Source organism: Anaerostipes butyraticus (assembly GCF_016586355.1).
Classification (GTDB): Bacteria; Bacillota; Clostridia; order Lachnospirales; family Lachnospiraceae; genus Anaerostipes; species Anaerostipes butyraticus.
In genome coordinates this window covers 1-23472 of record NZ_BLYI01000070.1, presented here as the reverse complement: position 1 = coordinate 23472, position 23472 = coordinate 1, and the positions used below count along the sequence as shown (strand labels likewise).

Annotated in this window: 17 protein-coding genes and 1 pseudogene; 12 read left to right on the top strand and 6 right to left on the bottom strand. The window is 45.2% G+C overall.

The features are described from left to right. Nucleotides 1-17 precede the first annotated feature (17 nt). On the top strand, nucleotides 18-983 hold the full coding sequence (locus tag JMF81_RS15120; RefSeq protein ID WP_201312259.1) for a D-2-hydroxyacid dehydrogenase: 966 nt from the start codon (nucleotides 18-20) through the stop codon (nucleotides 981-983). On the opposite strand, the gene JMF81_RS15115 is transcribed toward JMF81_RS15120, so the two are convergent. Continuing rightward, nucleotides 984-1625, bottom strand: coding sequence for a TIGR01906 family membrane protein (locus JMF81_RS15115; RefSeq protein WP_201312258.1), 642 nt, complete (start codon nucleotides 1623-1625; stop codon nucleotides 984-986). An 81-nt stretch (nucleotides 1626-1706) separates the two neighbouring features. Between JMF81_RS15115 and yaaA the strand changes: the two genes are divergently transcribed. Further along, entirely contained in the window at nucleotides 1707-2444 is a 738-nt protein-coding gene (gene yaaA / locus JMF81_RS15110) for a peroxide stress protein YaaA (RefSeq protein ID WP_201312257.1), read from the top strand. Here the strand turns inward: yaaA and JMF81_RS15105 are convergent. Beyond that, a complete protein-coding gene (locus JMF81_RS15105; RefSeq protein ID WP_201312256.1) occupies nucleotides 2441-2911 on the bottom strand; it encodes a tryptophan-rich sensory protein in 471 nt (156 codons plus the stop codon). The genes yaaA and JMF81_RS15105 overlap by 4 nt on opposite strands. 48 nt (nucleotides 2912-2959) lie before the next feature. Here JMF81_RS15105 and JMF81_RS15100 point away from each other — a divergent pair, with 48 nt between their 5' ends. The 4 genes from JMF81_RS15100 (at nucleotide 2960) to JMF81_RS15085 (ending at nucleotide 7952) form a co-directional block, all read left to right on the top strand. Further along, nucleotides 2960-3616: a hypothetical protein gene (locus JMF81_RS15100; protein ID WP_201312255.1), complete on the top strand. Its 657-nt coding sequence runs from the start codon at nucleotides 2960-2962 to the stop codon at nucleotides 3614-3616. Then, nucleotides 3598-5250 carry an adenine deaminase gene (gene ade / locus JMF81_RS15095; protein ID WP_201312254.1) on the top strand — a complete coding sequence of 551 codons (1653 nt, stop codon included), beginning with the start codon at nucleotides 3598-3600 and terminating at the stop codon, nucleotides 5248-5250. Before JMF81_RS15100 ends, ade begins: the two co-directional genes overlap by 19 nt. Before the next feature lie 25 nt (nucleotides 5251-5275). Beyond that, nucleotides 5276-6130, top strand: a complete 855-nt coding sequence (locus JMF81_RS15090; protein ID WP_201312253.1) for a polysaccharide deacetylase family protein — start codon at nucleotides 5276-5278, stop codon at nucleotides 6128-6130. A 151-nt stretch (nucleotides 6131-6281) separates the two neighbouring features. Next, nucleotides 6282-7952 carry a glycoside hydrolase family 13 protein gene (locus JMF81_RS15085; RefSeq protein WP_201312252.1) on the top strand — a complete coding sequence of 557 codons (1671 nt, stop codon included), beginning with the start codon at nucleotides 6282-6284 and terminating at the stop codon, nucleotides 7950-7952. Between the two features lie 18 nt (nucleotides 7953-7970). Here the strand turns inward: JMF81_RS15085 and JMF81_RS15080 are convergent, their stop codons facing one another. Then, nucleotides 7971-9719: an ABC transporter ATP-binding protein gene (locus JMF81_RS15080; RefSeq protein WP_201312251.1), complete on the bottom strand. Its 1749-nt coding sequence runs from the start codon at nucleotides 9717-9719 to the stop codon at nucleotides 7971-7973. A 292-nt stretch (nucleotides 9720-10011) separates the two neighbouring features. On the opposite strand from JMF81_RS15080, the gene JMF81_RS15075 reads away from it, so the two are divergent. Genes JMF81_RS15075 through JMF81_RS15060 form a run of 4 tightly spaced genes read left to right on the top strand, consistent with a single transcriptional unit; the run spans nucleotide 10012 to nucleotide 17747 of the window. Further along, nucleotides 10012-11025: a Wadjet anti-phage system protein JetD domain-containing protein gene (locus JMF81_RS15075; protein WP_201312250.1), complete on the top strand. Its 1014-nt coding sequence runs from the start codon at nucleotides 10012-10014 to the stop codon at nucleotides 11023-11025. After that, on the top strand, nucleotides 11019-12665 hold the full coding sequence (locus JMF81_RS15070) for a hypothetical protein (RefSeq protein WP_201312249.1): 1647 nt from the start codon (nucleotides 11019-11021) through the stop codon (nucleotides 12663-12665). Before JMF81_RS15075 ends, JMF81_RS15070 begins: the two co-directional genes overlap by 7 nt. Next, on the top strand, nucleotides 12634-13320 hold the full coding sequence (locus JMF81_RS15065) for a DUF6063 family protein (protein ID WP_201312248.1): 687 nt from the start codon (nucleotides 12634-12636) through the stop codon (nucleotides 13318-13320). The genes JMF81_RS15070 and JMF81_RS15065 overlap by 32 nt, the downstream gene beginning before the upstream one ends. Nucleotides 13321-13322: 2 nt before the next feature. After that, entirely contained in the window at nucleotides 13323-17747 is a 4425-nt protein-coding gene (locus JMF81_RS15060) for a coiled-coil domain-containing protein (RefSeq protein WP_201312247.1), read from the top strand. A 19-nt stretch (nucleotides 17748-17766) separates the two neighbouring features. Here the strand turns inward: JMF81_RS15060 and JMF81_RS15055 are convergent, their stop codons facing one another. Continuing rightward, nucleotides 17767-18417: a YczE/YyaS/YitT family protein gene (locus tag JMF81_RS15055; RefSeq protein ID WP_201312246.1), complete on the bottom strand. Its 651-nt coding sequence runs from the start codon at nucleotides 18415-18417 to the stop codon at nucleotides 17767-17769. Nucleotides 18418-18524: 107 nt separating this feature from the next. On the opposite strand from JMF81_RS15055, the gene JMF81_RS15050 reads away from it, so the two are divergent. Beyond that, nucleotides 18525-19388 carry a LysR family transcriptional regulator gene (locus tag JMF81_RS15050; protein WP_201312245.1) on the top strand — a complete coding sequence of 288 codons (864 nt, stop codon included), beginning with the start codon at nucleotides 18525-18527 and terminating at the stop codon, nucleotides 19386-19388. A gap of 64 nt (nucleotides 19389-19452) precedes the next feature. On the opposite strand, the gene JMF81_RS15045 is transcribed toward JMF81_RS15050, so the two are convergent. Beyond that, nucleotides 19453-21150 (bottom strand): ABC-ATPase domain-containing protein, encoded by a 1698-nt coding sequence (locus JMF81_RS15045; protein WP_201312244.1) that lies wholly within the window; start codon nucleotides 21148-21150, stop codon nucleotides 19453-19455. 280 nt (nucleotides 21151-21430) lie between these two features. Here JMF81_RS15045 and JMF81_RS15040 point away from each other — a divergent pair, with 280 nt between their 5' ends. After that, a complete protein-coding gene (locus JMF81_RS15040; RefSeq protein WP_243282707.1) occupies nucleotides 21431-23050 on the top strand; it encodes an aryl-sulfate sulfotransferase in 1620 nt (539 codons plus the stop codon). Nucleotides 23051-23205: 155 nt separating this feature from the next. Here the strand turns inward: JMF81_RS15040 and JMF81_RS15035 are convergent. Then, a pseudogene (locus JMF81_RS15035) lies at nucleotides 23206-23472 on the bottom strand (IS110 family transposase); the annotation flags it as partial.

The following is a 23472-nucleotide window of genomic DNA, read 5'->3' as shown; positions in this document are numbered from 1 at the left end:
TAGAAGGAGTTTTGAATATGATCAAAGGAAAGAAAATATTAGTTGTCCTTCCGGTCAGCGAGGGACAAAAAGAAAGACTGGAAGAATTCGCAGACAAGAGCTGCTTTACGTATACATCTTATAAAAAGGCAACAAAGAAAATGGCAGAAGAAGCAGACATCATTATTGGAAATATTGATCCGGATCTGCTGGAATACGCGAAGAATCTGGAATGGCTTCAGCTGAATTCTGCCGGGGCAGACGCATATGTAAAAAAAGGCGTTCTGCCGGAAGAAGTGGTTCTGACCAATGCAACCGGAGCCTATGGGCCTGGTGTTGCGGAGCATATGCTGGCAGTTTTATTTTCCATTCAGAAGAAACTGCATCTGTACCGGGATAATCAGAATCAGTGCGAATGGCAGGATGAAGGAGAGGTTATGTCACTGAGGGGCGGATGTGCCCTGATCGTTGGACTGGGAGACATCGGATTGTACTTTGCAAGACTTTTGAGAAATTTCGGCTACCGGGTGATCGGCATCAAACGGCGTCCGGGACAGGTTCCGCAGGGAGTGGATGAATTGTATACGATGGAGCATCTGGATGAACTCCTGCCGGAAGCAGATGTTATATTTTCTGTTCTGCCGGAAACAAAGGCTACAAAGAATATTTTCAACGCGAAACGTTTCCGGGAAATGAAAAACAGTGCTGTCTTCCTGAATGCCGGAAGAGGAAGCGCTGTGAATACAGAAGATCTGTGTCAGGCGCTGATCGCAGGGGAAATCTACGGCGCGGGTCTGGACGTGACGGATCCGGAGCCGCTGCCGAGCCAGCACAAATTATGGAATATGAAAAATGTGGTGATCACGCCGCATATTTCCGGAGATTTCCATCATCCGGCCACTTTATACCGGATTGTAGATATTGCCGCTGGCAATCTGAAGCGTTACTGTGCTGGAGAGCCGCTGATGAACGTGGTGGATCGGGAAACCGGTTACCGGAAATAATTAAGAGTGAAGTCTGGATGAATCGTTCTTTTGATGTTTCTGCCGCAGGTAGATAAGTCCCATACAGAGACTTGCTGCCAGGATCAGAGCGATGATCATAAGAGCGCAGTGAAGGAAGAATTCATCCGGAAGGATTTGGATTACCGGATCAGTTCGTTCGTCAAAAATCCAGTAGTCATTGGAAAACATGATTTCATGGAACAAAATGAAAGCATTTTCCCAGTTTGAGGCGATCAGGATGCCGGCGGCGGCCGGGAGCAGGACCGATAAGATGGCGCTGTTTCTTAAAAATTTACGGCAGCCCTGTTTCCAGGAACGGATGCCCAGGATCAGGGAAGCTGTCAGAGTGATGAGGCAGATGATCTGCAGGACATCGAAGATGCGTTTTACATCCTGAAAGTGGATCCGGCCTTCTCTTGACATGGGGAGAGACAGATCCAGAGGATCCCGGTGGAAAATGCTGTTATAATCGATCAGTGCATTGTAGTTTTCACGGATGACATGTTCAGAATAACCGGAAATCTCCTCTATGTTCAGGGACGAAATATCGTGATAATACAGAGCACGAAAATTCAGAGTGAAAACAGCAGAAGCGGAAATCAAAAAGAGAGTAATAAGAATCGGAAGCAGGAATCGTTTCATAAATGATCAGGTCCTTTCTAATTGCAACTATAAGTCGTGATGGAGTCTTCTAAAGACAAGTATATAGGATAAGGAGAAGAAATGATAGGCATTATTTCACCGGCCATGAATATGCGGATCGAGGAGCGGCCGGAAATTTCATTGTCAGAGCCGCATATGATGGAAAAGGCCGAAAGGATTTATGAAGAGCTGAAAAGGCTTCAGCCGTGGGAAATCCAGAACCTGATGAAAGTCAATGATAAAATAGCACTCCAGGCATTTCTGGATTTTCAGGACTGGAAAAAAGGAGACGGCGCAGGAGCGGTCTTTGCTTATGATGGACTGGTCTTTAAAAATATCGATGCCGGGCATATGACGGAGGATCAGTGGGAATATCTGAATCGTCATGTCAGGATATTAAGCGGTCTGTATGGAGTTTTAAAACCTTTTGACCGGATCAGACCATACCGGCTGGAAATGGCGTCTCCATTGAAGATCGACGGCAGGAATCTGTACCGGTTCTGGGGAAGTGATCTGGCAGAGGAAATTTTCAAAACAGGCGAACCGGTCATCAATCTGGCTTCGGAAGAATATGCCAAAGCCATAAGAAAGTACAGGGAACCTGCGGACCGATGGATTGATATTGAATTTCTGACCAGGAGAAATGGAAAATTAAGGACCATTACTGCCTGGGCGAAGATGGCCAGAGGACGGATGGTTCGTTTTATGGCCGAACGCCAGGCAGATGATCCGGAAGAGCTGAAAGAATTTGAATTTCAGGGATATGAGTTTGAGGAAGCTTTGTCAACGGAACAGAAGTTTGTCTTTGTTTCTCGTTAATTAAGAATCAGGATTCCAAAGCTTATATAAAAAAGAAACGTACACCACAGAAGATACGGCAGGAGCCAGAAAGCGGATTTCGGGCGGATCAGGAAAATCTGCAGACACAGGCAGCAGTTGATCAGAAGCAGTGCCATGCTCCATACCAGGGCAAAGAAACTTACCTGGTATTCAAACAGAAGGATCGGCCAGAAAAACAAAAAGAAATAAGAGGCGAGAAACAGTTTCAGAGCCTGGCTGCGTTCCGGGTGATGACAGTGGAATACGTAGCTGAGAGGGAAACTGTTGGCCAGTGGGAACAGGAGCATCAGAATCAGGAGAAGGGCCGGATCAGGGACTGCGGGCGGCATCCGGAAGGCAGAAAAAGCATCTGAGATTCCGGGAGACAGAAGGAAAGAGCAAAGGGTAGCGATAACAGGAAGAATCAGACATAACTTGAAAATGTGATGATGGGAAAGATGGTTCATAAAAACTCCAGCATTTTTTAACAGCATATGCAGAAGGAGGAAAGAAATATGCGGGAAGAACTTCAATGTCCTGTGATTACCAAAGATGGAAAGATCATCGGATATGGAGGAGATCAGGAATGGTTCACCAAAGAATTTCAGAGACTGGCAGGGTGCGGCAGCGTTACAGGAAGCAATTTGGCGGCCATTTACGCTGCGTCAGATGAGGCAATGAAGCCGCTGTATGAGCCGAAAACAGATGCCTGCTGTCAGGAAGAGTATCTGAAACTGATGGAAACAATGTATACATATATGAGACCCGGTTTTATGGGATATCCGCTGATCGGGCGTTTTGCAAAAGATTTTTCCAGGTATGCCGAAGACAAGGGAATTCTTTTAAAAGCGGAAAAGCTGTTTCTCCCGAAGAAAAAAGAACAGTCTTTAAAATTTATTCTTGGAGGGATCAAAGCCGGAGACCCGGTAGCCTTTTTGATCCTGCGTCATCCGGCAGCGCAGCTGCGGGAAGATAACTGGCACTGGGTGACGATAACCGGATATGATGAAGAAAATCATCAATTGATCTGGTCTAACTGCGGAGAGAGAGAAGTGATCAGCTGGGATATGCTGTTTGATCCTGATATCAAATATTATGTAGGAATGGTACGATTTCACAGATACCTGGAGAAAAAGAAGGAGGAGCGTTCAGTATGTGTGAACTGGTGTTAAAAAACGGAACGATTGTTGATGTGAAAAATCGAAAACTGATCAGGGGAGATCTTGCGGTGTCGGATGGAAAGATCATAGGAATCGGAACATTTTCCGGGAAGCAGGAAGTGGACTGTCAGGGGAAATATCTCTGTCCGGGGTTTATCGATGCCCATGTGCATATTGAGTCCTCGATGGCAGCGCCGCTGGAGTTTGCAAAGGCAGTCATGCCCCATGGAACGACAACGGTCATTGCTGATCCCCATGAACTGGTCAATGTAAAAGGAAATGAAGCGATGAAATATATTCTGGATGCTACAGAGGATATTCCGCTGAGTGTCTATGTGATGATGCCTTCGTCCATTCCGGCTACACCGTTTGAGACCAACGGGGCAGATTTTACTGCGAAGGATATGGAACAATGGAAAGATCATAAAAGGGTTCTCGGATTAGGCGAGGTAATGTGTTATCCGGCAGTTCTTTCAGGAGATCCGGAAATACTGGCAAAACTCCGTCTGTGCAGGGGAATGATCATTGATGGACATGCGCCGGGGCTTACAGGAGAAGATCTGAAGGCATATGTGGAAGCCGGAGTCATGACGGAACATGAATGTACTTCTTATGAAGAAGCAAGGGAAAAATGTCATGCAGGCATGAAAATCCTTGTAAGAGAAGGAAGCGCGGCACGAAATGTAGAGAATATTATTCCAGGGCTGTTGAAAGAACCGCAGGATATGAAACATTATATGTTTTGTACCGATGATAAACATCTGGATACTATTGAAAATGAAGGACATATTAGTTACAATGTAAGGCGTAGCATCCAGCTGGGAATGGATCCGCTGGATGCGGTGGCTATGGCGACAGAGCATGCGGCTTCTGCCTATGGTCTGAATCAGATCGGAACTTTGGAAACCGGGAAAGATGCGGATATTGTAGTGCTGGGATCACTGGAAGAAGTATCGGTTGAGCAGGTTTACCGGAAAGGGCGCCTTGTAAATGATGCTATGTTTGACCGGCAGGCGGCTCCGATTGCGGAGTCCATGCTCCATACCGTTGTTTTATCCGGGGTGTCCAAAGATAAGATTCAGGTGCCGGCCAGAGGAAAAGTGCCGGTAATCGGCATGGTTTCCGGGCAGATCGTAACAAAATTTTTAAGGGAGGAAGTGCCGTCCTGTGAAGGATGGTTTGTTCCGAACCGGGAATATTCCAAGCTTTGTGTGTTTGAACGCCATAGAGGAACCGGCAATGCCAAAGCTGCGCCGTTAAAGGGATACGGGATTACAGGAGGAGCCATTGCGACTTCTGTGGCTCATGATTCTCATAACATCATTGCGGCTGGAGATAATGATGATGATATTCTCACAGCGGTTCAGATGATGGAGAAGATGCAGGGCGGTTATGTGCTGGTTTCAGGGGGAGAGGTGAAGGGAACACTGCCTCTTCCGGTTGCAGGCCTTTTAAGTTTAGGATCTTCACAGGAGATTCAGGAAAATATTGATGATATGCTGAAAAAAGCATGGGATATGGGAATTTCCAGAGAGATTGATCCGTTTATTACACTGTCATTCATGGCGCTTCCGGTCATACCAGAACTGCGTCTGACAGATCTGGGGCTTGTGGATGTCACTCATTTTAAACAAATTGAAACGTAAGAAAGGAACAAAAGGGTAGGGTAAGATGCGAAGAGTAGTAAGAAGAAGACGAAGAAGATGGAGAAAAGGGAGAGTAGCGGCTCTCCTGCTGATTGCAGCCGTAATGGCAGCCGGCATAGGATTTCTGATCCGGTCCGGCGGCACGAAGTATAATTCTGTGAATCGGAAGCTTGGAGAATATATTGTGCAGGCGAATGAAGGAATCCTGTCAAAGGATACCGGAGAGAAGATGAAGAAATCTTTATATGTGCCGAGGAAAATCGATAAGAGCAAGAAGCTGATCGCGTTTACTTTTGATGATGGTCCGTCAAGAGGAAAAACCGAGAGGGTTCTGAAAGCACTGGAAAAAGAAGATTTCAGAGCTACATTTTTCATGCTGGGTGAGAACGCGCAGAGATATCCGGATGTTGTGGAAAAAGTCTGCAAATCAGGAAATGAAGTATCAGGTCATTCCTGGAACCATCCGCTGCTGACGAAGCTCAGTAATGATCAGATCCGAAACCAGCAGGATAAGATGAATCAGGCAATTTATAAAGCATGTGGAAGCAAAGCCGTCAGTTTCCGTCCACCGTACGGCGGTTTGAATGACAATGTAAAAAAAATCATCGATGGACCGTTGGTTTTATGGAATATCGATACACTGGACTGGAAGACAAAATCTGCGAAAGCAACGGAAAAGATGATCCTGGAAAAAGCACAGGACGGGGATATCGTACTGATGCATGATATCCATGAACCAACGGTTCAGGCAGTCGAGCATGTTCTGCCGATCCTGAAGGCCAGAGGATATGAAGTGTGCACGGTTTCCGAACTGCTGGAGGCAAAAGGAATTCATGTAAAAAAAGGAGATGTGGTGATCAGCGCCCATCAGATCAAATAGAAGAGAGACAGAAGCTGCTGCAGAAGGATGGAAGATCCGGAAGCAGTGGCTTCTTTTTTACTTTCACGGAAAACAGATGAATGTAATCCATGGTATAATCAGAAATATAAACGTGATAGGAAAGCTCTGTCAGAATCGAAAGGAGTGTTTTATGAAAAGAGAATGGTGGCATGATAAAGCCGCATACCAGATTTATCCAAAAAGCTTTTATGATTCCAACGGGGATGGGATTGGAGATATCCAGGGGATAATCCGCAAGCTGGACTATATCCAGGATCTTGGGATTGATATTTTGTGGATATCTCCTATGTTTCAGTCGCCGATGGTGGATAACGGCTATGATATCTCAGATTATTACGCCATTGACCCGATGTTCGGAACCATGGAAGATATGGAGGAATTGATTGCGGAGGCGAAGAAGCGGAAGATTTCCATCCTGATGGATCTGGTCGTCAATCATTGTTCCAGTGAACATAAATGGTTCAAAGAAGCTATGAGAGATCCGGACGGTCCTTATGGAAAATATTTTTATATTGTGGATGGAAAAGACGGGGAAGTTCCATGTAACTGGCGCTCTTATTTTGGAGGAAGCGTCTGGGAAAAGGTACCGGGATATGACAATAAATTTTACTTTCATTCATTTGCCAAAGAGCAGCCGGATCTTAACTGGGAAAATCCACAGGTGAGAGAAGAGATTTACAAAATGATCTGCTGGTGGATGGAGAAGGGTCTGGGCGGTTTCCGGATCGATGCCATTATGAACATCAAAAAGGATCTTACGTGGACGGATCTTCCTGCAGACGGGCCGGATGGCATGGCAGATGTCTATAAGGTATCACAGAAAGTAGACGGGATTGGAGATTTTCTCATGGAAATGCGCCGCCGCTGTTTTGATCCTTATGACGGACTTGCCATAGGAGAAGCTATGTTTTTAAAAGAAGAAGCAGTCAAACACTTTATCGGGGAAAATGGATATTTTTCTTCTATTTTTGCGTTTGAGCCATGCCATGCCTACCGTAAAGGAAAGAATTACAAAGACTATGAGTGGCCGCAGCCGTTTGAAGACTGGAGAGAAGAGACGGCGAAAAATCAGAGAATGCTGGGAGATGCCGGATTTGAGGCAAATATCATAGAAAATCATGATCAGCCAAGAGGTTCCAGTTTATTTATTCCGGAAGAAGACTACGGATTTTACAGTGTGACAGCCCTTGCTGCGATCATCGTATGCCAGAGGGGACTTCCATTTCTGTATCAGGGACAGGAAATCGGCATGTGCAATCGGAAATGGAAACTGGAAGAGTTTAATGACCTGGAAACATTGAGCCAGTATGAAATTTCTATTGATGCAGGAATGAAACCGGAAGAAGCTCTGGAAATCTGCAGTCATCACAGCAGGGACAATGCCCGGACGCCGATGCAGTGGACTCATGGAAAGAATGCAGGATTCAGCGAGGGAACGCCGTGGATGCCGGTCAATGAAAATTATACGAAAATCAATGTGGAAGACGAAGAGAAGGAATATGGTTCTGTTTTGAATTACTATAAGCGTCTGATCCGGTTCCGCAAGTCAGAAGAATACAAGGAAATTCTGACATATGGAAGCTATGATCCAATCTATGAAGATGCGGACCATATTTTTGCCTATGAGAGAAAACTGGGTGAAAAAAAGCTGGCCCTGATCTGTAATTTCAGCGGCCAGCCTTCCAGAGTAACTCTGGAAACAGAATATGAAAATGTCGTATTTGTCAATTATGAACAGACGACTATGCAGGGAAGAGATCTCCTGCTGAAACCTTACGAGGTCGTAGTGCTGGAAGTCTGAAAAACCGGGATTTCTGATTTAGAAATCTAAAGTATCCAGACCTTCAAACTGCATTTTGTAGTAGCGGGCATAGATGCCGTCTTTTTTCATCAGATCCCGGTGAGATCCTCTTTCCCGGATGGTATGATCATAGACAACAAGGATTTCATCTGCGTTTTTGATCGTAGAGAGGCGGTGTGCGATGGTGATAGTCGTACGGTTTTTAGAGAGCGCCTCCAGACTCTTCTGGATATGGCGCTCGCTTTCGTTGTCCAGAGCGCTGGTTGCCTCATCAAGGATCAGGATCGGCGGATTTTTCAGGAAGACTCTGGCAATGGAAATCCGCTGTTTTTGCCCGCCGGAAAGACGGGTGCCCCGTTCACCGACGAAGGTATCATAACCGTCCGGCAGCCCCATGATAAAATCATGGATATTCGCCTTTTTGGCGGCTTGAATGATCTCATCCATGGAAGCATCCGGCTTGCCGTAAGCGATATTTTCTTTTACGGTTCCGCCAAACAGATATACATCCTGCTGTACGATTCCAATGGAATTTCGAAGGCTTTCCAGAGTCATTTCCCGGATGTTTTGTCCTCCGATGGTGATCGTTCCGCCGGTAATATCATAGAATCTTGGAAGAAGAGAGCAGATGGTCGTCTTTCCTCCTCCGGATGGACCGACCAGGGCAACGGACTTTCCGGATTCGATTTTAAAGTTAATATGATTCAGGACAATTTCGTTATCTTCATAGCTGAAAGATACATCATTGTAGGAAATATCTCCCTGCGGATTCTGAATCGGAACAGCATTTTCTTCATCGACAATTTCCGGTTCCGTCTCGATAATATCCAGGAAACGGCGGAAACCGGACAGTCCCTTCTGGATCATTTCCGTCAGTTCCACGAGCACCTGGATCGGGCTGATAAAAATACCGATGTACAGGGCGTACATGGCAAGATCTGCCGGAGACATTTCGCCAAGAGCAATGAAGATGCCGCCGGCTGTCAGAGTGATCAGGTACATAAGTCCCTGGAAAAATGTATTTCCGCCCTGGAACGTTCCCATGGCACGATAATTATCCTTCTTGGAGAGAAGGAAGTTTTCATTTCCCTTATGGAACTTTCTGCGCTCAATATCTTCGTTGGCAAAAGACTGGACGATCCGGATGCCTTCCAGAGAATCCTGCAGGGTAGCGTTGATGTCACCGATTTTGCGGCGGTTGTCCAGAAAAGTTGCCTGCATCCGCTGATTCTGATAAGCGCTGAAAATGATCATAAAAATAACGACAGCGGCCAGAATCAGAGCCAGTTCCCATTGGATCATAAACAGGAAGATGAAGGAACCGACAATCTTTACCACAGAGATAAACAGGTTTTCCGGTCCGTGATGGGCAAATTCAGAGATATCAAACAGGTCGGATACCAGACGGCTCATCATCTGTCCTGTATTATTCTTGTCATAATAAGAAAAGGAAAGATTTTCATAATGTTCAAATAATTCTTTTCGCATATCCCGCTCCATCCGGGCTCCCATAATATGTCCCTGGCAGCTGACATAGTATTTGCACAGCGCCTGCAGGATGTAACAGATCAGCAGGATGGCAGCGATCCACGGCAGAGTGCGTAGAATCACAGAGGCATCTCTCTGGAACAGGGTATTGGTCATAGTTCTTAAAATCTGGGGAAAGGCCAGATCCACGATACTGATGAAGGCCGCGCAGAATAAATCAAAAAAGAATACTTTTTTGTAGGGACCATAGTATCGGATAAATTTTTTAAAGGTATTCATGATTTCACTCCTATCTTTTCAAAGTCCGCTTAAAGCGGGAATGATTATTTGGTTCATTATTCTGCAGGCAGTTAGCACTGACTAAGAAAATATTATAGGATAAAATGGGGAAAGAAACAAATGGTAATTGGTTGAATCCGGATTTTTTGCTTATATCAGACGAGATTTTATAGCAGAAGCAATATGAAATGTCTGGAAGAAATACACAGTGGGTGTTTCTATGTTATACTATAATCATACAATTTTCATGAAATAACGGCAAAAAGAATTTATATATAGAAAAAGGAGAGTTATGTTATTAGATCGTATTTCTAATACAACATTTCGATACAAAGATATTCTGGAACTGGATCCGGATATGAGTTATCAGGAACTGCATGATCTGCTGGAACAGTGGGAAGCGGAAGGGAGGATCTGCCCGGTAAAACGTCAGGGAAAAACATCCTTTCATCCGCCGGTCTATCAAAAGTACCGTAAGATCCGGCAGGCAGAAGATGTCAGCGCCTATATTTCGGAGATCCGGCGGCTTCATATGAAAATGAATCTGGAAGGATATCGAAAAAATGTCTCATTATATATAGAAGCAAAGGAAGACATTGACCAGCTGAGTGAGTATTTATGGAAGGGGAAACCGATCTGGAGCCGTACTATGTCAGTGAAGGAAAAGTCCTTTGAGATATGGAAAGATGAGAAATTCCTGGAAAGTTCCAAAGGCCGGCAGATTTTAAAATTCAATGGAATTACTTTGGAAGACCTGGGAGTTTATGAGACACCGGAACCGTTTTTTTCGAAGGAATTCCAAAAAGAAGGCGCGGTTCTTGTACTGGAGAACAAAGATCCATGGTATTCTCTGGGACGTTTGTTTTTCCATGAAAAAACAGCCAGAATCCTGGGAGAGAAAATCGGACTTCTGGTTTATGGAGAAGGGAAAAAAGCAGAGAAAAAGGAGGCGCTCAGCAGGTTTTTAACGGAGACCGGATGGACGCAGGCAGAGATCCTTTATGCCGGAGATATTGACCGGGAAGGAATTCGTATTTTTGACGGGATGTGCAGAGCAAATCCGAAGCTTACGATCCGGCTGTTTTCCGGCCTTTATAAGAAAATGCTGCAAAAAGCGAAGACGCTGCAGGAACTCCCCGATGCGCCCAGCAGGAAAAATATAATATGGAACGAAGATGTCCTGGAAGCGTTTTCGAAAGAGGACAGGGAGAAGATCCGGGAGATCCTGGATCAAAAGAAGATGATCCCACAGGAAATCATAAATTATCAGGATTATAAGGAAATGTACAGAGGTGAGCAATGCTAGAATTTTTGCAGGGATTCCAGGAAAGGATGGGATTCGTGGCGGCGGTGGATTCCATTGTCGGAAGGAGAAACCGTTCCACAGAGATTGAAGAGTGGTTTGAGGAAGAGGAGATGGATAATCTCTTTTTTTCACTGCTTGTTTATATCATGGAACAGACACTGAATGAAAATGATCAGTGTACGATGGAAAATATGGCGGCATTTTTAGAAAAAGTGCTTCCGGCTTTTCAAAAAGATTTTTCGGAGGAGCAGATTTACCGGCTGACGGAATATATGGTAAGAGATATTCTGCAGAACAAGGGAGAAGAAAAGACGTATCATGTCATGGATTATGAACATGGGATGAAAGAGATCCGAATCCGGCTGATTCAGGATAAGATTACCGATGGAGGGAAGATTGTATATCAGCTGACGGATCAGGGGTACAATCTTTTGTTTCGGACCAGAGAGGTGGATAAAGAACTGGATTTCAAACTGGAACAGCTGAAACTCAAGGAACTCCTGAAACGGAAAAATTATAAGCATGCCCTGCGTCAGAGTCAGGAACTGATGAATATGCTGCGCCAGAAAGAAAAGGAACTGGAACTGTTTATCGACCGGATCCGTCAGAATATCTATACGATTGACCGGGGAGAGCATAAGAAGCTTCTGGATGAGACTTACCATCTGCTGGATGAAGAATATCAGGGAATGCTGGAATTAAAAGAACAGGTGGAGAGAGATGAGGAGAGAATTTATCAGGAGCAGGCAGATCACACCATGGAAGATGAAGCCGTGACGGAGGCATTAAGAAATCTTGCGCTGATCCGGCAGAATCTGACGTCGGTGACTGTGCAGCAAAGAAATCTGATCGGAAAACGGTTTGAAATGAATGATATTTATGAAGAAACCATTCGTGACAGCTTTTATACTGCCATGGTGCGGCGTTATGATTTTCAGAAGGAGATCATGGAACCAATGGAGCATGTAAAAGGAGAACAGATCGAATCCCTCTGGAAGCTGTTTGTTCCGCTAAGACGGCCAAGAGCCAGAAAGCAGCTTCTTTTATCTATGCCCTATCAGCCTCAGGGAAAACTTCATGAGGAAGAAACGGAAGAAGCTGCCATAGAAGAGGATGTATTTGAGGAAGACAGGAGATTTCAGGAACAGAGAAGAAGAGATTTCATTCATGTAAAACTTATGGAACGAATGTTTTCTTATGGAAAAGATCACCCTGTTTTTACATTCTCAGAGTTTTATCAATATTTAAACCAGCATGCGGAGAAACCGGAAATTTATACAGAGGAGAAACGAATTTTTCTTGTGATGCTCAAGCTGTATGATTATAAAAAGATAGATCTGGGAGAATGGAGACAGAGGGAAGATAAGGAAATACCGGAGGCAAATGGGGAATTTGACCTGTCTTACTGTCTGTATCAGATGGAACTGGAGCATCCGGATTTTTATGGAATCCAGAGTCTTTCCTTCGAAAAAAACGGAGGAAAATTCCAGACAGAGATAGAGGAAAGCCGGAAAGAACAGGACGGCATGACAGAAAAGCAGTTAAAACGCATTATCATGGATGAGATCAAAGTAACCATACAGAAAAGAGAAAGTGAGGATAAAGCAGATGTTGAAAAAAGCTCTGGCAATTTTTCATAAGCTTCTGGAAGACGGCGAGCTGGACGCAAAACAGGATGGAGAATTGTACCTGGAATTCCGAAAGGAGGAGGTACGCCAGATTCTTGGGGAGTTCGAAGAAGAACTGGGATTCGAACTTCTGGATACGGGAAGGACCATTTATCTGATTCCTGATATGGATAATGGGGTGCTTGGATACACTCTGAAAGAATACCGGCTGAACATTGCGGCGGATGCCAGGCTGGCGGACGCTTATCTTCAAAGCTATATCTTTATGATGATTTTTCAGATGTTTTATGGCGGGAAAAACACTAATCCGATTCAGAGAGAATTTATTCTGACCAGGGATCTGATGGAGGAGCTGGATCAGAAAATGCGGTCTTATCTGGAAGATGAAGAGAAGACCAGAAAGCTGGAGGAAGAAGAGGATGTGAATTTCGCCAAGATTGCACGGCTCTGGGACAGCAAGCAGATCGGAGACTGGAATCTGCGCAAATCCAAATATGGAACCATAAGCAGAGCCTATCATCAGCTGGAACAGGAGAGACTGATCCGGATTTTTGAAGAAGGAAGACAGATCCGCAGGACGAAGCGCCTGGATGATCTGTTTTTGTATCATTACCTGGATGAGGCAAGGGTGCAGGAACTGCACCGGATATTAGGACAAGGAGAGTGACCATGCCGAAGATCAACAGAATTCGTATTATAAATTTTGCATACAACGATGATGCCAGAGAGATCACCGATGAGACATTTCGCTTTTATGACGGAGAAAATGCTTTATTAAATCTGGCAAATGGCGGAGGGAAAAGCGTTCTCGTTCAGCTGATGATGCAGCCGATTCTTCCGGATCTGAAAATGCAGAAAAGGAAAATGGCAGATTACTTTAAGAAAGGAACCAGTCCGACCTATGTGATCCTGGAATGGAAACTGGACAATCCGGTCCGCCGGGAGTATCTGATGACGGGCATTGCCATTGCGCCAAGGACGTCTGCTTCTGATGAAAGCGGGAGGATTCATTACTTTACCTTTGGAAATTATTACCGTCAGGCATCGCCGTTTGACCTGCAGTCCCTTCCGTTCGTCCGCCAGGAAAAAGGGCGGCAGTTTCTGATGCCTTTTGAGAAAGCAAGAGAAAGTGTCAAAAAGATTGCTTCGTCCAACCGGGAGGCATTCTATTTCAGCAGGGAGGATGCCAGAGAATACAGGAAAAAACTGATGGAGTTTGGAATTTCTCAGGAAGAATGGAAAAATATCATTGTGCGGATGAACAATGATGAGGGCGGAATCACAGAACTTTTTGAACGCTGCAGCACTTCTGACAGCATTTTAAATGAGTGGATTATCAAAAATATAGAAAAAGTCCATCTCGCCGGGGATACAGACCAGACAGGAATCCAGGATCTGCTGAAAAGCCTGGCAGAAGAGACCATGCGCAAGGAAGACTATATCCGGGCGAAAGAAAGGATGGAAAAGTATGAAGGCTCCCATGAGAAAATGGAAGAAGCACTAAGGCAGCTGGAGGAGACGCTGCATCAGTGCCGGCACGCGGAAGGCAGATTCCAGGGAATGTACCGGGCGTTGGAACAGCTGCAGGAACAGCTGGAAGAACAGCAGGAAGAGACAGCGCGGCAGATGGAGCAGCAGGAACAAAAAAGGCGTCATATTCTTCAGGAACAGGCTTCTGAACAGTGGTATCACAGTCAGGCAGAACTGAAAATGATCTGTGAAAAAGAGGAGCAGACCATGATGGCACGAAAGAGTGTGGAAGAGTCAAAAAAGGAAAATGCCTGGCTTCAGGAATGTCAGAGGGCAGCAAGGCTCTGGGAGAAAATAGAAATTCTTCAGGGAGCAGCAGATGCTCTGAAACGACAGATTGCAAAGGATCAGAAAGAAAATGAAACGTCACGGCGTATCCGGGATCTTGCCTATTCTCTGAAACAAAGCTGGGGGAAACGTCTGAATGAGGCCCTGGAAAAAGAAGCAGCATATAAGGAGCAGCAGGATGCGCTTCAGGAAAGGCGGCAGCAGGATAAACAGGAAAAAAGCAGATTGGAAGAAAACATCCGAAATCTTCATCAGACCAAAGGAATGCTGGAAGGAAAGATCAGGGATTTTCAGAAGGAAGAGCCGGAGATCCTTGAGAAGACGGGCGTTTCTCTGCTGAGAAATCTTCTGGGATATCTGGAACCGGAGGAAGTCAGAGACGCTCAAAACAGGCTGCAGACAGAGCGGAACGAAGCAGAGAAAGCGTGCGGGGAAGCACGGGAAGAGCAGGATCTTTTGTACCGGCAGGAAGAGGAACAGGCAGAGGGCCGGATGGAGACAGACCGGGAATTCAATGCGCTGGAGTATAAACACACAGAGCAGGAACAGTGGATGGCAGAATTTTTAAAGGCAGAAAAAGAATGTCTGGCAGTGCTTGATCTTTATGATATGGAAGCGGATTTACTGTATGATAAAGAAACCGCTCAAAAAATCATAGAGGATAAGATTCAGGAACAGAGAAAACGGATTGCCCGGGAACAGGCGGAGGAACGCCAGATGGAAGATTTGCTGGACGGAATGGAACATCATAATGTCTATCTTCCGAAATCTGTCCTGCAGCGCCTGGAAGATGCAGACATTACCTATGAAACCGGCGAAGATTATCTTCAGAATCTGGAACAGGAACGGCGGATGAAAGTACTGGACGGCAACCCGCTTCTGGCCTTTGGAATCATTGTTCCAACGGAGGAACTGAAAAAAATAAATGAAGTTTCCTATAAAGGGTGCATGCTGCGTCAGCTGATTCCTGTTTTTACTTATCGGGAACTGGCGGAGAGCCTGCCGGAAGGAGGACCGGTCTATCGATATGAAAAAAGTCCCGGATTCCTGGCCGTCTGTGAAAGAGAACTGTTTGATCAGGAGCAGAGAGACTGTTATATCCGCCGAAAGAAAAGGCAGCTGGAAGAATGCCGGGAGCGGAGCCTCCACTGGGAGCAGGAACAGGACCGGCTGTATCAGGGAAAAAGCATTCTGCAGTCTTTTGGCTATGAGGCAGGAGACAGGGAATCCATGGAAAAACAGATGGAAGACCTGAAACGGCAGAAGGCAGAGTTAGAAGAGCGCAGAAAAGTTTTCCAGGAAAGACAAAAAGATATAAGAAACCGGCTGGAAATTTTAAGGGATCGGATTCCGAAGCTGGAAAAGGCATGGCAGGAAGCTGCCGGCAGAGAAACACGGCTGGAGGAATTTTTGAAAGAAGATCAGAACTATCAGGAAATGCGCCGGAAATTAGAAGAAATACTCCAGAGTCTTAAAAAGGCGCAGGAACAGGCAGACCGCCTTCAGGAAAATCAGGAAGCCGCGGAAGAGACAGCCTCCAGTCTGACACAGAAACTTCAGGGGATCAGGCTTCAGAAGGATGAGGCTGCCAGACAGGCGGCAAAATATGAGTTTGCCCAGGAAGGGGAATTTATTGAAATCAGTCTGCAGCAGATGGAGAAAGAGTATGATACCCTGGTTCGAGAGCAGACGGAAGGGGAGGCTTCCCGGAAACGCCAGCTGGAAGAAAAGGAACATCAGATTCGGGAGACATCGGCTGAACTGGAGGAAATCGGACTGGAGCCGGAAGATTATCAGAATCTTTCCTATGATCCGGAAGAACTCAAACAGCTGAAAAAGGATGGGAACCGGCTGGAAATGGAGACCAGCCGTCTCAGCCGGGAGGTGGAGCAGATAAAAGAGGCAAAGGGGAAAGCAGAGTCCAATGCGTCTCACGCGAAAAAAGCGCTGGAAGATACAGGACTTTCAGAACCTTTGGGAAAAGAAGAAATTCTGCAGGATTATGAACAGCGCATAGGATGTCTGGAAAAAGAGAGAGAAGAATGCAGGAAACGGCAGATTCAGATTACACGTCAGAAAAATGATGCTGAGAATCTTATGAAGAGGATCGGAGATTTTGCGGAAATTCTTCCGGGAGAAGGAGAAGCAGTTGCATTGGAGCAGGATCTGAACCGTCAGTTCCGGGAACTGCGAAGTCAGATGCAGCAGGCAAGAAAACAAAGTCAGGAAAAACGACAGAACTGCCGGAAGCTGTATCAGGAAATCCGCTCAGAATTTTACGGAAAAGACAAATGTATTTCAGATATTCTGGATACGCTGGAACATCTTGCGTTTGAATCGGAAGATCTTGATCAGGAAACACTGCGTCCATATATAGAAGAATACCAGTTAAAAAGAGAAAGTCTGAAAAAACTGCTGGATTATTATGAGACCCAGCTGGAAAATATTTATCATACGAAGCAGCAGGTCGCCGATCAATGTATGAGTTATGCGGTTATGCTTTATGAAGAGATTAAGTTCATTGTGCAGAAATCCAGGATACGGCTGACCGGAAAAAACAGACCGGTGCAGATGCTGAGGATTGACATTCCAAAACAGCTGGATTCCGGCGCAAGGGAGCGGATGGAAGACTATCTGGATTCCTGTCTGGAAATCATTATGAAATATAACAAAGAAGCAGAGGATAGAGAAGAAAAGAAAGTCAGGGAACGTCTTGCGGCGCTGACTTCCGGCCGGGAACTTCTGAATCAGGTGATCGGAACCAGTAAGATACCGGTTTATGTCTATAAGATTGACCTGAATGAGAAGAACAGTGGGATGAAGCGCTGGGAAGATGCCATGTCTCAGAATTCAGGGGGCGAAAAGTTTGTCGTATTCTTTACTATGGTATCAATTCTGATCACTTACATAAGAGCGGCGGGAAGAAGATCTGCCGGTGAGGAGCCGGTGGAAGAATCCAAAGTTCTGATTATGGACAATCCATTTGCCAGGACGTCATCCGAACATCTTCTTCGGGCAGTTATGGATATTGCAGATACATTTTCCATTCAGCTGATCTGTCTGTCTGACTTAAGTCAGAGTTCCATTACCAACCGGTTCAGCCTGATTTATCAGCTGAGCATACGGAAGAGAATGTACAGTGACAAAGAAGTCTTAAAAATCGGGGATATGCGGGTGAACCAGCCGGGATTATCCGAGAATGAGAAGCTGGAGCATATGGAATTTTATGAAGCGGGCAGCCAGGCGGAAATCTGGGACTGGATGGATCAGCTTTAGAAAAAGGCCTTCTTGGAGATCAGACTCCCAGGAAGGCCTGCATTTTTTTCCCGAAAAGAAAGGAAAAAAGATTGGTGATATTTCCGCTTAAGAAAGCGGTCAGAACTGTGCCGATGCCGATTGGTGACAGGTTGTGAAGAAAGGTGAATGCAACAACAGCAGAACCGGCAGTCAGGGAAAGTTCCAGCAGGACGCGGATTACGCCAAAACTGTGGTGTGTCTTGTCTGCGATGCTTTTGACAAGACCTTCCATCGGCATAACGGCAAATCCGGAATTGATCGTAAAGGCAACACCGATGGACAAGATCACGCATGCCAGAAATGCAAGAGAAATTTTCTGCAGGAGTCCTTCCGGCTGGATGAAAAACAGTCCCCATGAGGTACATTCGATAAATACGGAATAGAGGAAGGTCAGAGCCAGCTGTATGATCTGACTTTTTCGAAACTGCCGCAGGACAAACACTTCCCCCACGAGGAATGCCGTGTTGATCAAAAAGTTAAAAGAGGCATAACTGTGAAATGGAAACAGGTATGTCAGAGTCAGTGCGACCGTACAGCTTGGCGCAACACCAAGGGCTGCTTTTAAAAACAGATTGGATCCTACAGACATAATTAAAAGTCCGGATATATAAAAAATCATTCGATGATAGAAAAAATTTTTTTGTTTCATAGATAGCTCCTCCCGTTGATTTGTTTCTGGCTTTAGTATAGGGAGGAAAAGCCTTTACAGTCAATTCCACTTTGTCTATAATATATTCCAGAAAGGAATATATTAAAATGCAAATACAGCAGTTATATTACTATATGGAATTATGCAGACAGAAAAATTTTACAGAAGCAGGATATGTCTGCAATATGACACAGGGAGCGCTGTCAAAGCAGATTAAAAAGCTGGAAAATGAGCTGGGTGTGACTCTGATTCGAAGGAATACAAGAAAATTTGAACTAACGAAGGAAGGGGAAGAATTTTACCGATATGCCCAGGAAATAACAGATCTGTATGAAGAAATGCTCCGCCAGATCAGGAAGAAAAGGGAAATCCGCATCGGCAGCATGCCGGTGCTGGCTCCTTATCACTTCGCCCGGATCATGGCAGACTTTCATGAAAAACATCCGGACATTCAGCTGATTGTGGATGAGAAAAAGGGCAGAGACATTCTTGAAGATGCGGATTCTTATGACTTTATGATTTTAAGGGAATCGCTCATAAAGGACAGGAAAAAATTCCGGTTTCATCCCCTGTATGAGGACCGGCTCTGTGCGGTGGTATATGAGGATCATCCGCTGGCGGACAGAAAAGAAATCCAGTTGAAGGAGCTGGAAGGGGAGACCTTCATCTTTCCGCTGAAAGAAAGCGGAAGCTATGAGTTTTTTTATGACAGCTGCTGTAAGGCGGGATTTGTGCCGGACATCCAGTATGAATTTCCTCAGGCCAACACGATCATGAGTTTTGTGAAAGAACATGTGGGAATCACGATAAACTTCACAAAGGTGTTTGAAGAAGTCTCCCTGTCCTGTCAGGGAATCCGGATGATTCAGCTGGCGGATGATATCCGCTCGCCGATTTCCCTGATCTACCCAAGGAAACAGCCTTTGGATCCGGCAGAGAAAATGTTTTTAAACTATATCCGGTCATTATAAAAAACAATGATTTGCAAAAGGATGCTGCCGCACTCGTGATTCAGTGGGGCAGCATCCTGGCTTTTTAAAGTTTTCGATACCGGTTGATACAGGCAAGGATTTCCTGCTTTCTTGGCATGGCGAGGCCGGTTCTTGGATAGCTGCTTCCGGAAATGAAAATCAATCCATGGCGGCGGATCTGTTCCATGATCTCGTCTGCCACCTGCCCCAGTGTTTTTTTTCCGTTCATAATGTGAAGCTGGGCATAGAGGAAAGCATATCCAAGAGAGGCGGTCTGCTCTGAATCAGCCAGCTGTTCCACATATCTTAGATCGATGGTCTCTTTGTTGATGGAGACAGAATCTTTTCCAAAGACTTTGATCTTCACGCGGCGGTCTCCAAGGAGACGTTTATTGGGAGAGAAACAGCGAACAAAATCTGGAAAATGCGGCGCTTCCTTTGGAATGGAAACCGCAGGGAAATCTTTGGCCGCAGTTTTTGCGGCTTCAGTAATATCTTTTGGACGATAGTTTTCCATCTGAATGATATGGTCTGCCGTGTGAAAAAAGGATCCTGAACTTCCGGCCACCAGTACAGATGAAATCCCGTGTGAGTCATAGAGATACCGGATCCGCTCAATCAGAGGAGTGATCGGTTCCTGGTGGCGGCTGACAACTCTCTGCATCAGTTCATCCCGAATCATAAAATTGGTGGCGCTGGTATCTTCATCGATCAGAAACAGAGATGTTCCAGATTCGATGGCCTCAATCGTATTAGCAGCCTGAGAGGTGCTTCCGCTGGCGTCTTCTGTAGAAAAAGAAGTGGTATCTTTTCCATTTGGAAGGTCATTGATGAAAAGAGAGATATCTGTCCTGCGGATGCTTCTTCCATCTTCGGCCCGCAGTTTTACCGCAGTGTCATCAGTGATCACATATTCCCGGCCGTCTCCTGCGATATGATTGTATATTCCTAATTCGAGCGCCTTTAACAGGGTAGATTTTCCGTGATAGCCGCCGCCGACAATCAGGGTAATGCCTTTAGGAATTCCCATTCCGGTAATGGAACCGCAGTGGGGAGGGGTCAAGGTGATCTGATAAGTTTCAGGGGAAACAAACGGCACAGAATCTTTCATTGGCTTCTGGGACACACCGCTTTCTCTTGGCAGGATGGATCCGTTGGCCACAAAAGCACAAAGTCCGAGAGATGGCAGCTGTTCTCTGATATACTGCTGATCATCAGAAAGATGAATGTCACGAATCAGATCTTCCTGACAGACTGCTTTATAAAAAAGAGAAGCTTCGGCAGCTTTTGGAACCAGGTCAAACAGCATTTTTTCCAGGGATCTGGCGTCAATGGTGCGGCCTCTGGCGGGGAATCCGGCTTCAAAACATGCAGTAATATCACCGTTTTTCGGATTTACCTGGAGAGCGGACCGTTCAAGGATTTCCTGGCCGCAGCTGCTGGTTGCAAGAAGACCGCTTTTTCCGGAGCCTTTAGCCTGAAAGCTGAGCCGGTTCAGCTGCTTTCCAAAAAGGCGGAGCAGATGATCCTGAAAAGCCGTCCGGCGCCATGGCGTATCATATAATTCCTGAGGAAATCCGGCGTCTTTGCCGGAAATAAAGAGACTTAAGCTGGAAGGGGAAGCAAACGGATCTCCCTGAACATGGTGAATGTTCAGAAGATAAGAGGAGAACTGATAGGTCCCCCGAAGGCCTTTATAAGCCGGATATCCTTTATGATCCACGGATCTTAGTGTATTTCTTAAAACAAATGAAGGTTTCATATAATTAAGGAACTCCTTTCCATAAAATGTGTTTCATCCTTCTTCATAACACAAAATCAATTCTTTGTAAAGAAAAGTCAGATTGCAGTATCTGGTATAAATGTCATAATTTCTTCATATTTTTTACACAAAAGTAACATATTTTGGACATAGGACACACATATTTCTTCGATAAAATATGAGATACAAAATCGTTGTGGAAAAAGAGAAGGAGGAGATCACCATTCAGTTCAGGAAAAAGAAAAGGCACTGAAAAATTATCATTGCCATATGTGTAATCGTGGCTGCGGCAGGGATTACAGCAGCGGCGGCCGGATACCGGCAGTATAAAGAAAGCAAGGCGGATGATGGATCAAAAGATTCGACAACAGCCACCGTAGATATGGATGTAGGGAAAACGATCCTCAGTTCCGATCAGAAAGAAATTCTTGAAGATATCAAAGCCACCTATAATGAAGAAAATCAGTCAGAAATAGAACAGGAGATCGAAGAGGAAAAAGAATCCGGGGATTATACCGAAGACAATATGCTGATAAAATATAATCTGTACGGCACAAATACACAATCTCTTTATGTATACTTTACAACCGATGAAGCGGCATCTGTTTCCTACACAGTTCATGCAGAGGAGGACGGAATTGATGATTTTTCAGCGGATGCTTACCAGGGAGAAGAATATCAGACCGAGCATGAATTTCAGGTGCTGGGACTGATTCCTGATACGGAAAATACCATAACCTTTACGATCAAAACGAAGGACGGAAAGACGACGGAGAAAGAAACCACATATACCATGGGAAGCCTTCTCGGCAATGAAGATACGACTGTGGATGCAACAGAAGGAACATCTTCCCAGCAGCTGGCCGACGGCCTGTATGTGATGATGGGAAACGACAGTGAGAATCTGGATTTTATGTATTACTATGACAACAACGGAGTGCTGAGAGGCGAGGTGCCGATCATCGGGTACCGCAGCCACAGACTTTTATTTGACGATGACGGCATGTACTACAGCATTTCCCAGACGAAGATAGCCAGAGTGAACCGGCTGGGACAGGTGACGAAAGTTTATGATACGGGAGAATATAATCTTCACCATGATTATGTGTTTGATGATGACGGAAATATCCTGATCCTGGCCAGTGATACAAACAGCAGCAGTGTGGAAGATATGATCATCCTGATCAACAAGGAGTCCGGAAAAGTGACGAAAGTCCTGGATCTGGCGGATTTTCTCGGAGATTATAAAAAGACCTGCGAAGACGCCTCTGACGGAGATCTGGACTGGATGCATATTAATACTCTGCAGTGGCTGGGAGACGGCCAGATCATTATAAGTTCCAGGGAAACATCTACCATTATGAAGATTGATGATTTGTATGATGATCCGTCCATTGAGTATATGATCGGCTCAGAAGAGTTCTGGGACGGCACCGGATATGAATCCCTGCTTCTGACCCAGAATGGAGACTTCACACTTCAGGGAGGACAGCATTCTGTCACCTATGTGGAAGATGACAGCCTGGAAGACGGGCAGTATTACCTGTATATGTTTAACAATAATATTGGATTCAGTGAATCACAGCCTGATTTCTCATGGTCTTCCATCGGACTGACCAATGATGCAGGAAAAGGAGGAGATAACTCTTACTATTACCGGTATCTTGTAGATGAAAATAAAGGTACGTTCCAGCTGGAAGATTCCTTTGCGGTTCCATATTCCGGCTATGTCAGCAGCGCTCAGGACATTGGAGACAACACGGTAATGGACAGCGGCATAGCAGGAGTGTTTGGAGAATATGACAGCTCCCATAAATTAATAAAGAGTTTCAGCCTGGATATTGAAAAGTTTATTTATCGAGTGTATAAATATGACTTTGAAGGCTTTTATTTCTCATAAGCTGAAAACTTGAATACACAGTGCAGCGCTTCGGAAACAGGATAAGTTTCCGGGGCGTTTTTTTATTACTGTGAAACATTAACTTTCAGGTAGCCAAAAAAGCGCAGACTATTCCCTGATAAATTTTAATGTCTTTTTAAACTTAACTGGAAATCTTATGAGGCAACGACAGGAGGTTCCCAGCCAAGCGCTTTTAGCTTTTTGAGATATGCATGGATCTTACGTTCCTTATTGAACTGATTATAGTAATCAGCTCCAAGATCTTGAAAGGCCATCCCATCCTTGAGGATATGATAAATGGCGATCAGCATTGAATGAGCGACTGCGACATAGGCCCGCTTTTTCCCACGATGTGCGCTGATTCTCATGAACTGTGCATAGAAGTAGGATCTTTTATTCTTTACCGCACTGTGTGCACTGAC

Excerpts from the sequence above, each read along its gene's own strand:
- JMF81_RS15120 (WP_201312259.1), top strand. The coding sequence starts at position 18 with ATGATCAAAGGAAAGAAAATATTAGTTGTCCTTCCGGTCAGCGAGGGA.
- JMF81_RS15115 (WP_201312258.1), bottom strand. The coding sequence starts at position 1,625 with ATGAAACGATTCCTGCTTCCGATTCTTATTACTCTCTTTTTGATTTCC.
- yaaA (WP_201312257.1), top strand. The coding sequence starts at position 1,707 with ATGATAGGCATTATTTCACCGGCCATGAATATGCGGATCGAGGAGCGG.
- JMF81_RS15105 (WP_201312256.1), bottom strand. The coding sequence starts at position 2,911 with ATGAACCATCTTTCCCATCATCACATTTTCAAGTTATGTCTGATTCTT.
- JMF81_RS15100 (WP_201312255.1), top strand. The coding sequence starts at position 2,960 with ATGCGGGAAGAACTTCAATGTCCTGTGATTACCAAAGATGGAAAGATC.
- ade (WP_201312254.1), top strand. The coding sequence starts at position 3,598 with ATGTGTGAACTGGTGTTAAAAAACGGAACGATTGTTGATGTGAAAAAT.
- JMF81_RS15090 (WP_201312253.1), top strand. The coding sequence starts at position 5,276 with ATGCGAAGAGTAGTAAGAAGAAGACGAAGAAGATGGAGAAAAGGGAGA.
- JMF81_RS15085 (WP_201312252.1), top strand. The coding sequence starts at position 6,282 with ATGAAAAGAGAATGGTGGCATGATAAAGCCGCATACCAGATTTATCCA.
- JMF81_RS15080 (WP_201312251.1), bottom strand. The coding sequence starts at position 9,719 with ATGAATACCTTTAAAAAATTTATCCGATACTATGGTCCCTACAAAAAA.
- JMF81_RS15075 (WP_201312250.1), top strand. The coding sequence starts at position 10,012 with ATGTTATTAGATCGTATTTCTAATACAACATTTCGATACAAAGATATT.
- JMF81_RS15070 (WP_201312249.1), top strand. The coding sequence starts at position 11,019 with ATGCTAGAATTTTTGCAGGGATTCCAGGAAAGGATGGGATTCGTGGCG.
- JMF81_RS15065 (WP_201312248.1), top strand. The coding sequence starts at position 12,634 with ATGTTGAAAAAAGCTCTGGCAATTTTTCATAAGCTTCTGGAAGACGGC.
- JMF81_RS15060 (WP_201312247.1), top strand. The coding sequence starts at position 13,323 with ATGCCGAAGATCAACAGAATTCGTATTATAAATTTTGCATACAACGAT.
- JMF81_RS15055 (WP_201312246.1), bottom strand. The coding sequence starts at position 18,417 with ATGAAACAAAAAAATTTTTTCTATCATCGAATGATTTTTTATATATCC.
- JMF81_RS15050 (WP_201312245.1), top strand. The coding sequence starts at position 18,525 with ATGCAAATACAGCAGTTATATTACTATATGGAATTATGCAGACAGAAA.
- JMF81_RS15045 (WP_201312244.1), bottom strand. The coding sequence starts at position 21,150 with ATGAAACCTTCATTTGTTTTAAGAAATACACTAAGATCCGTGGATCAT.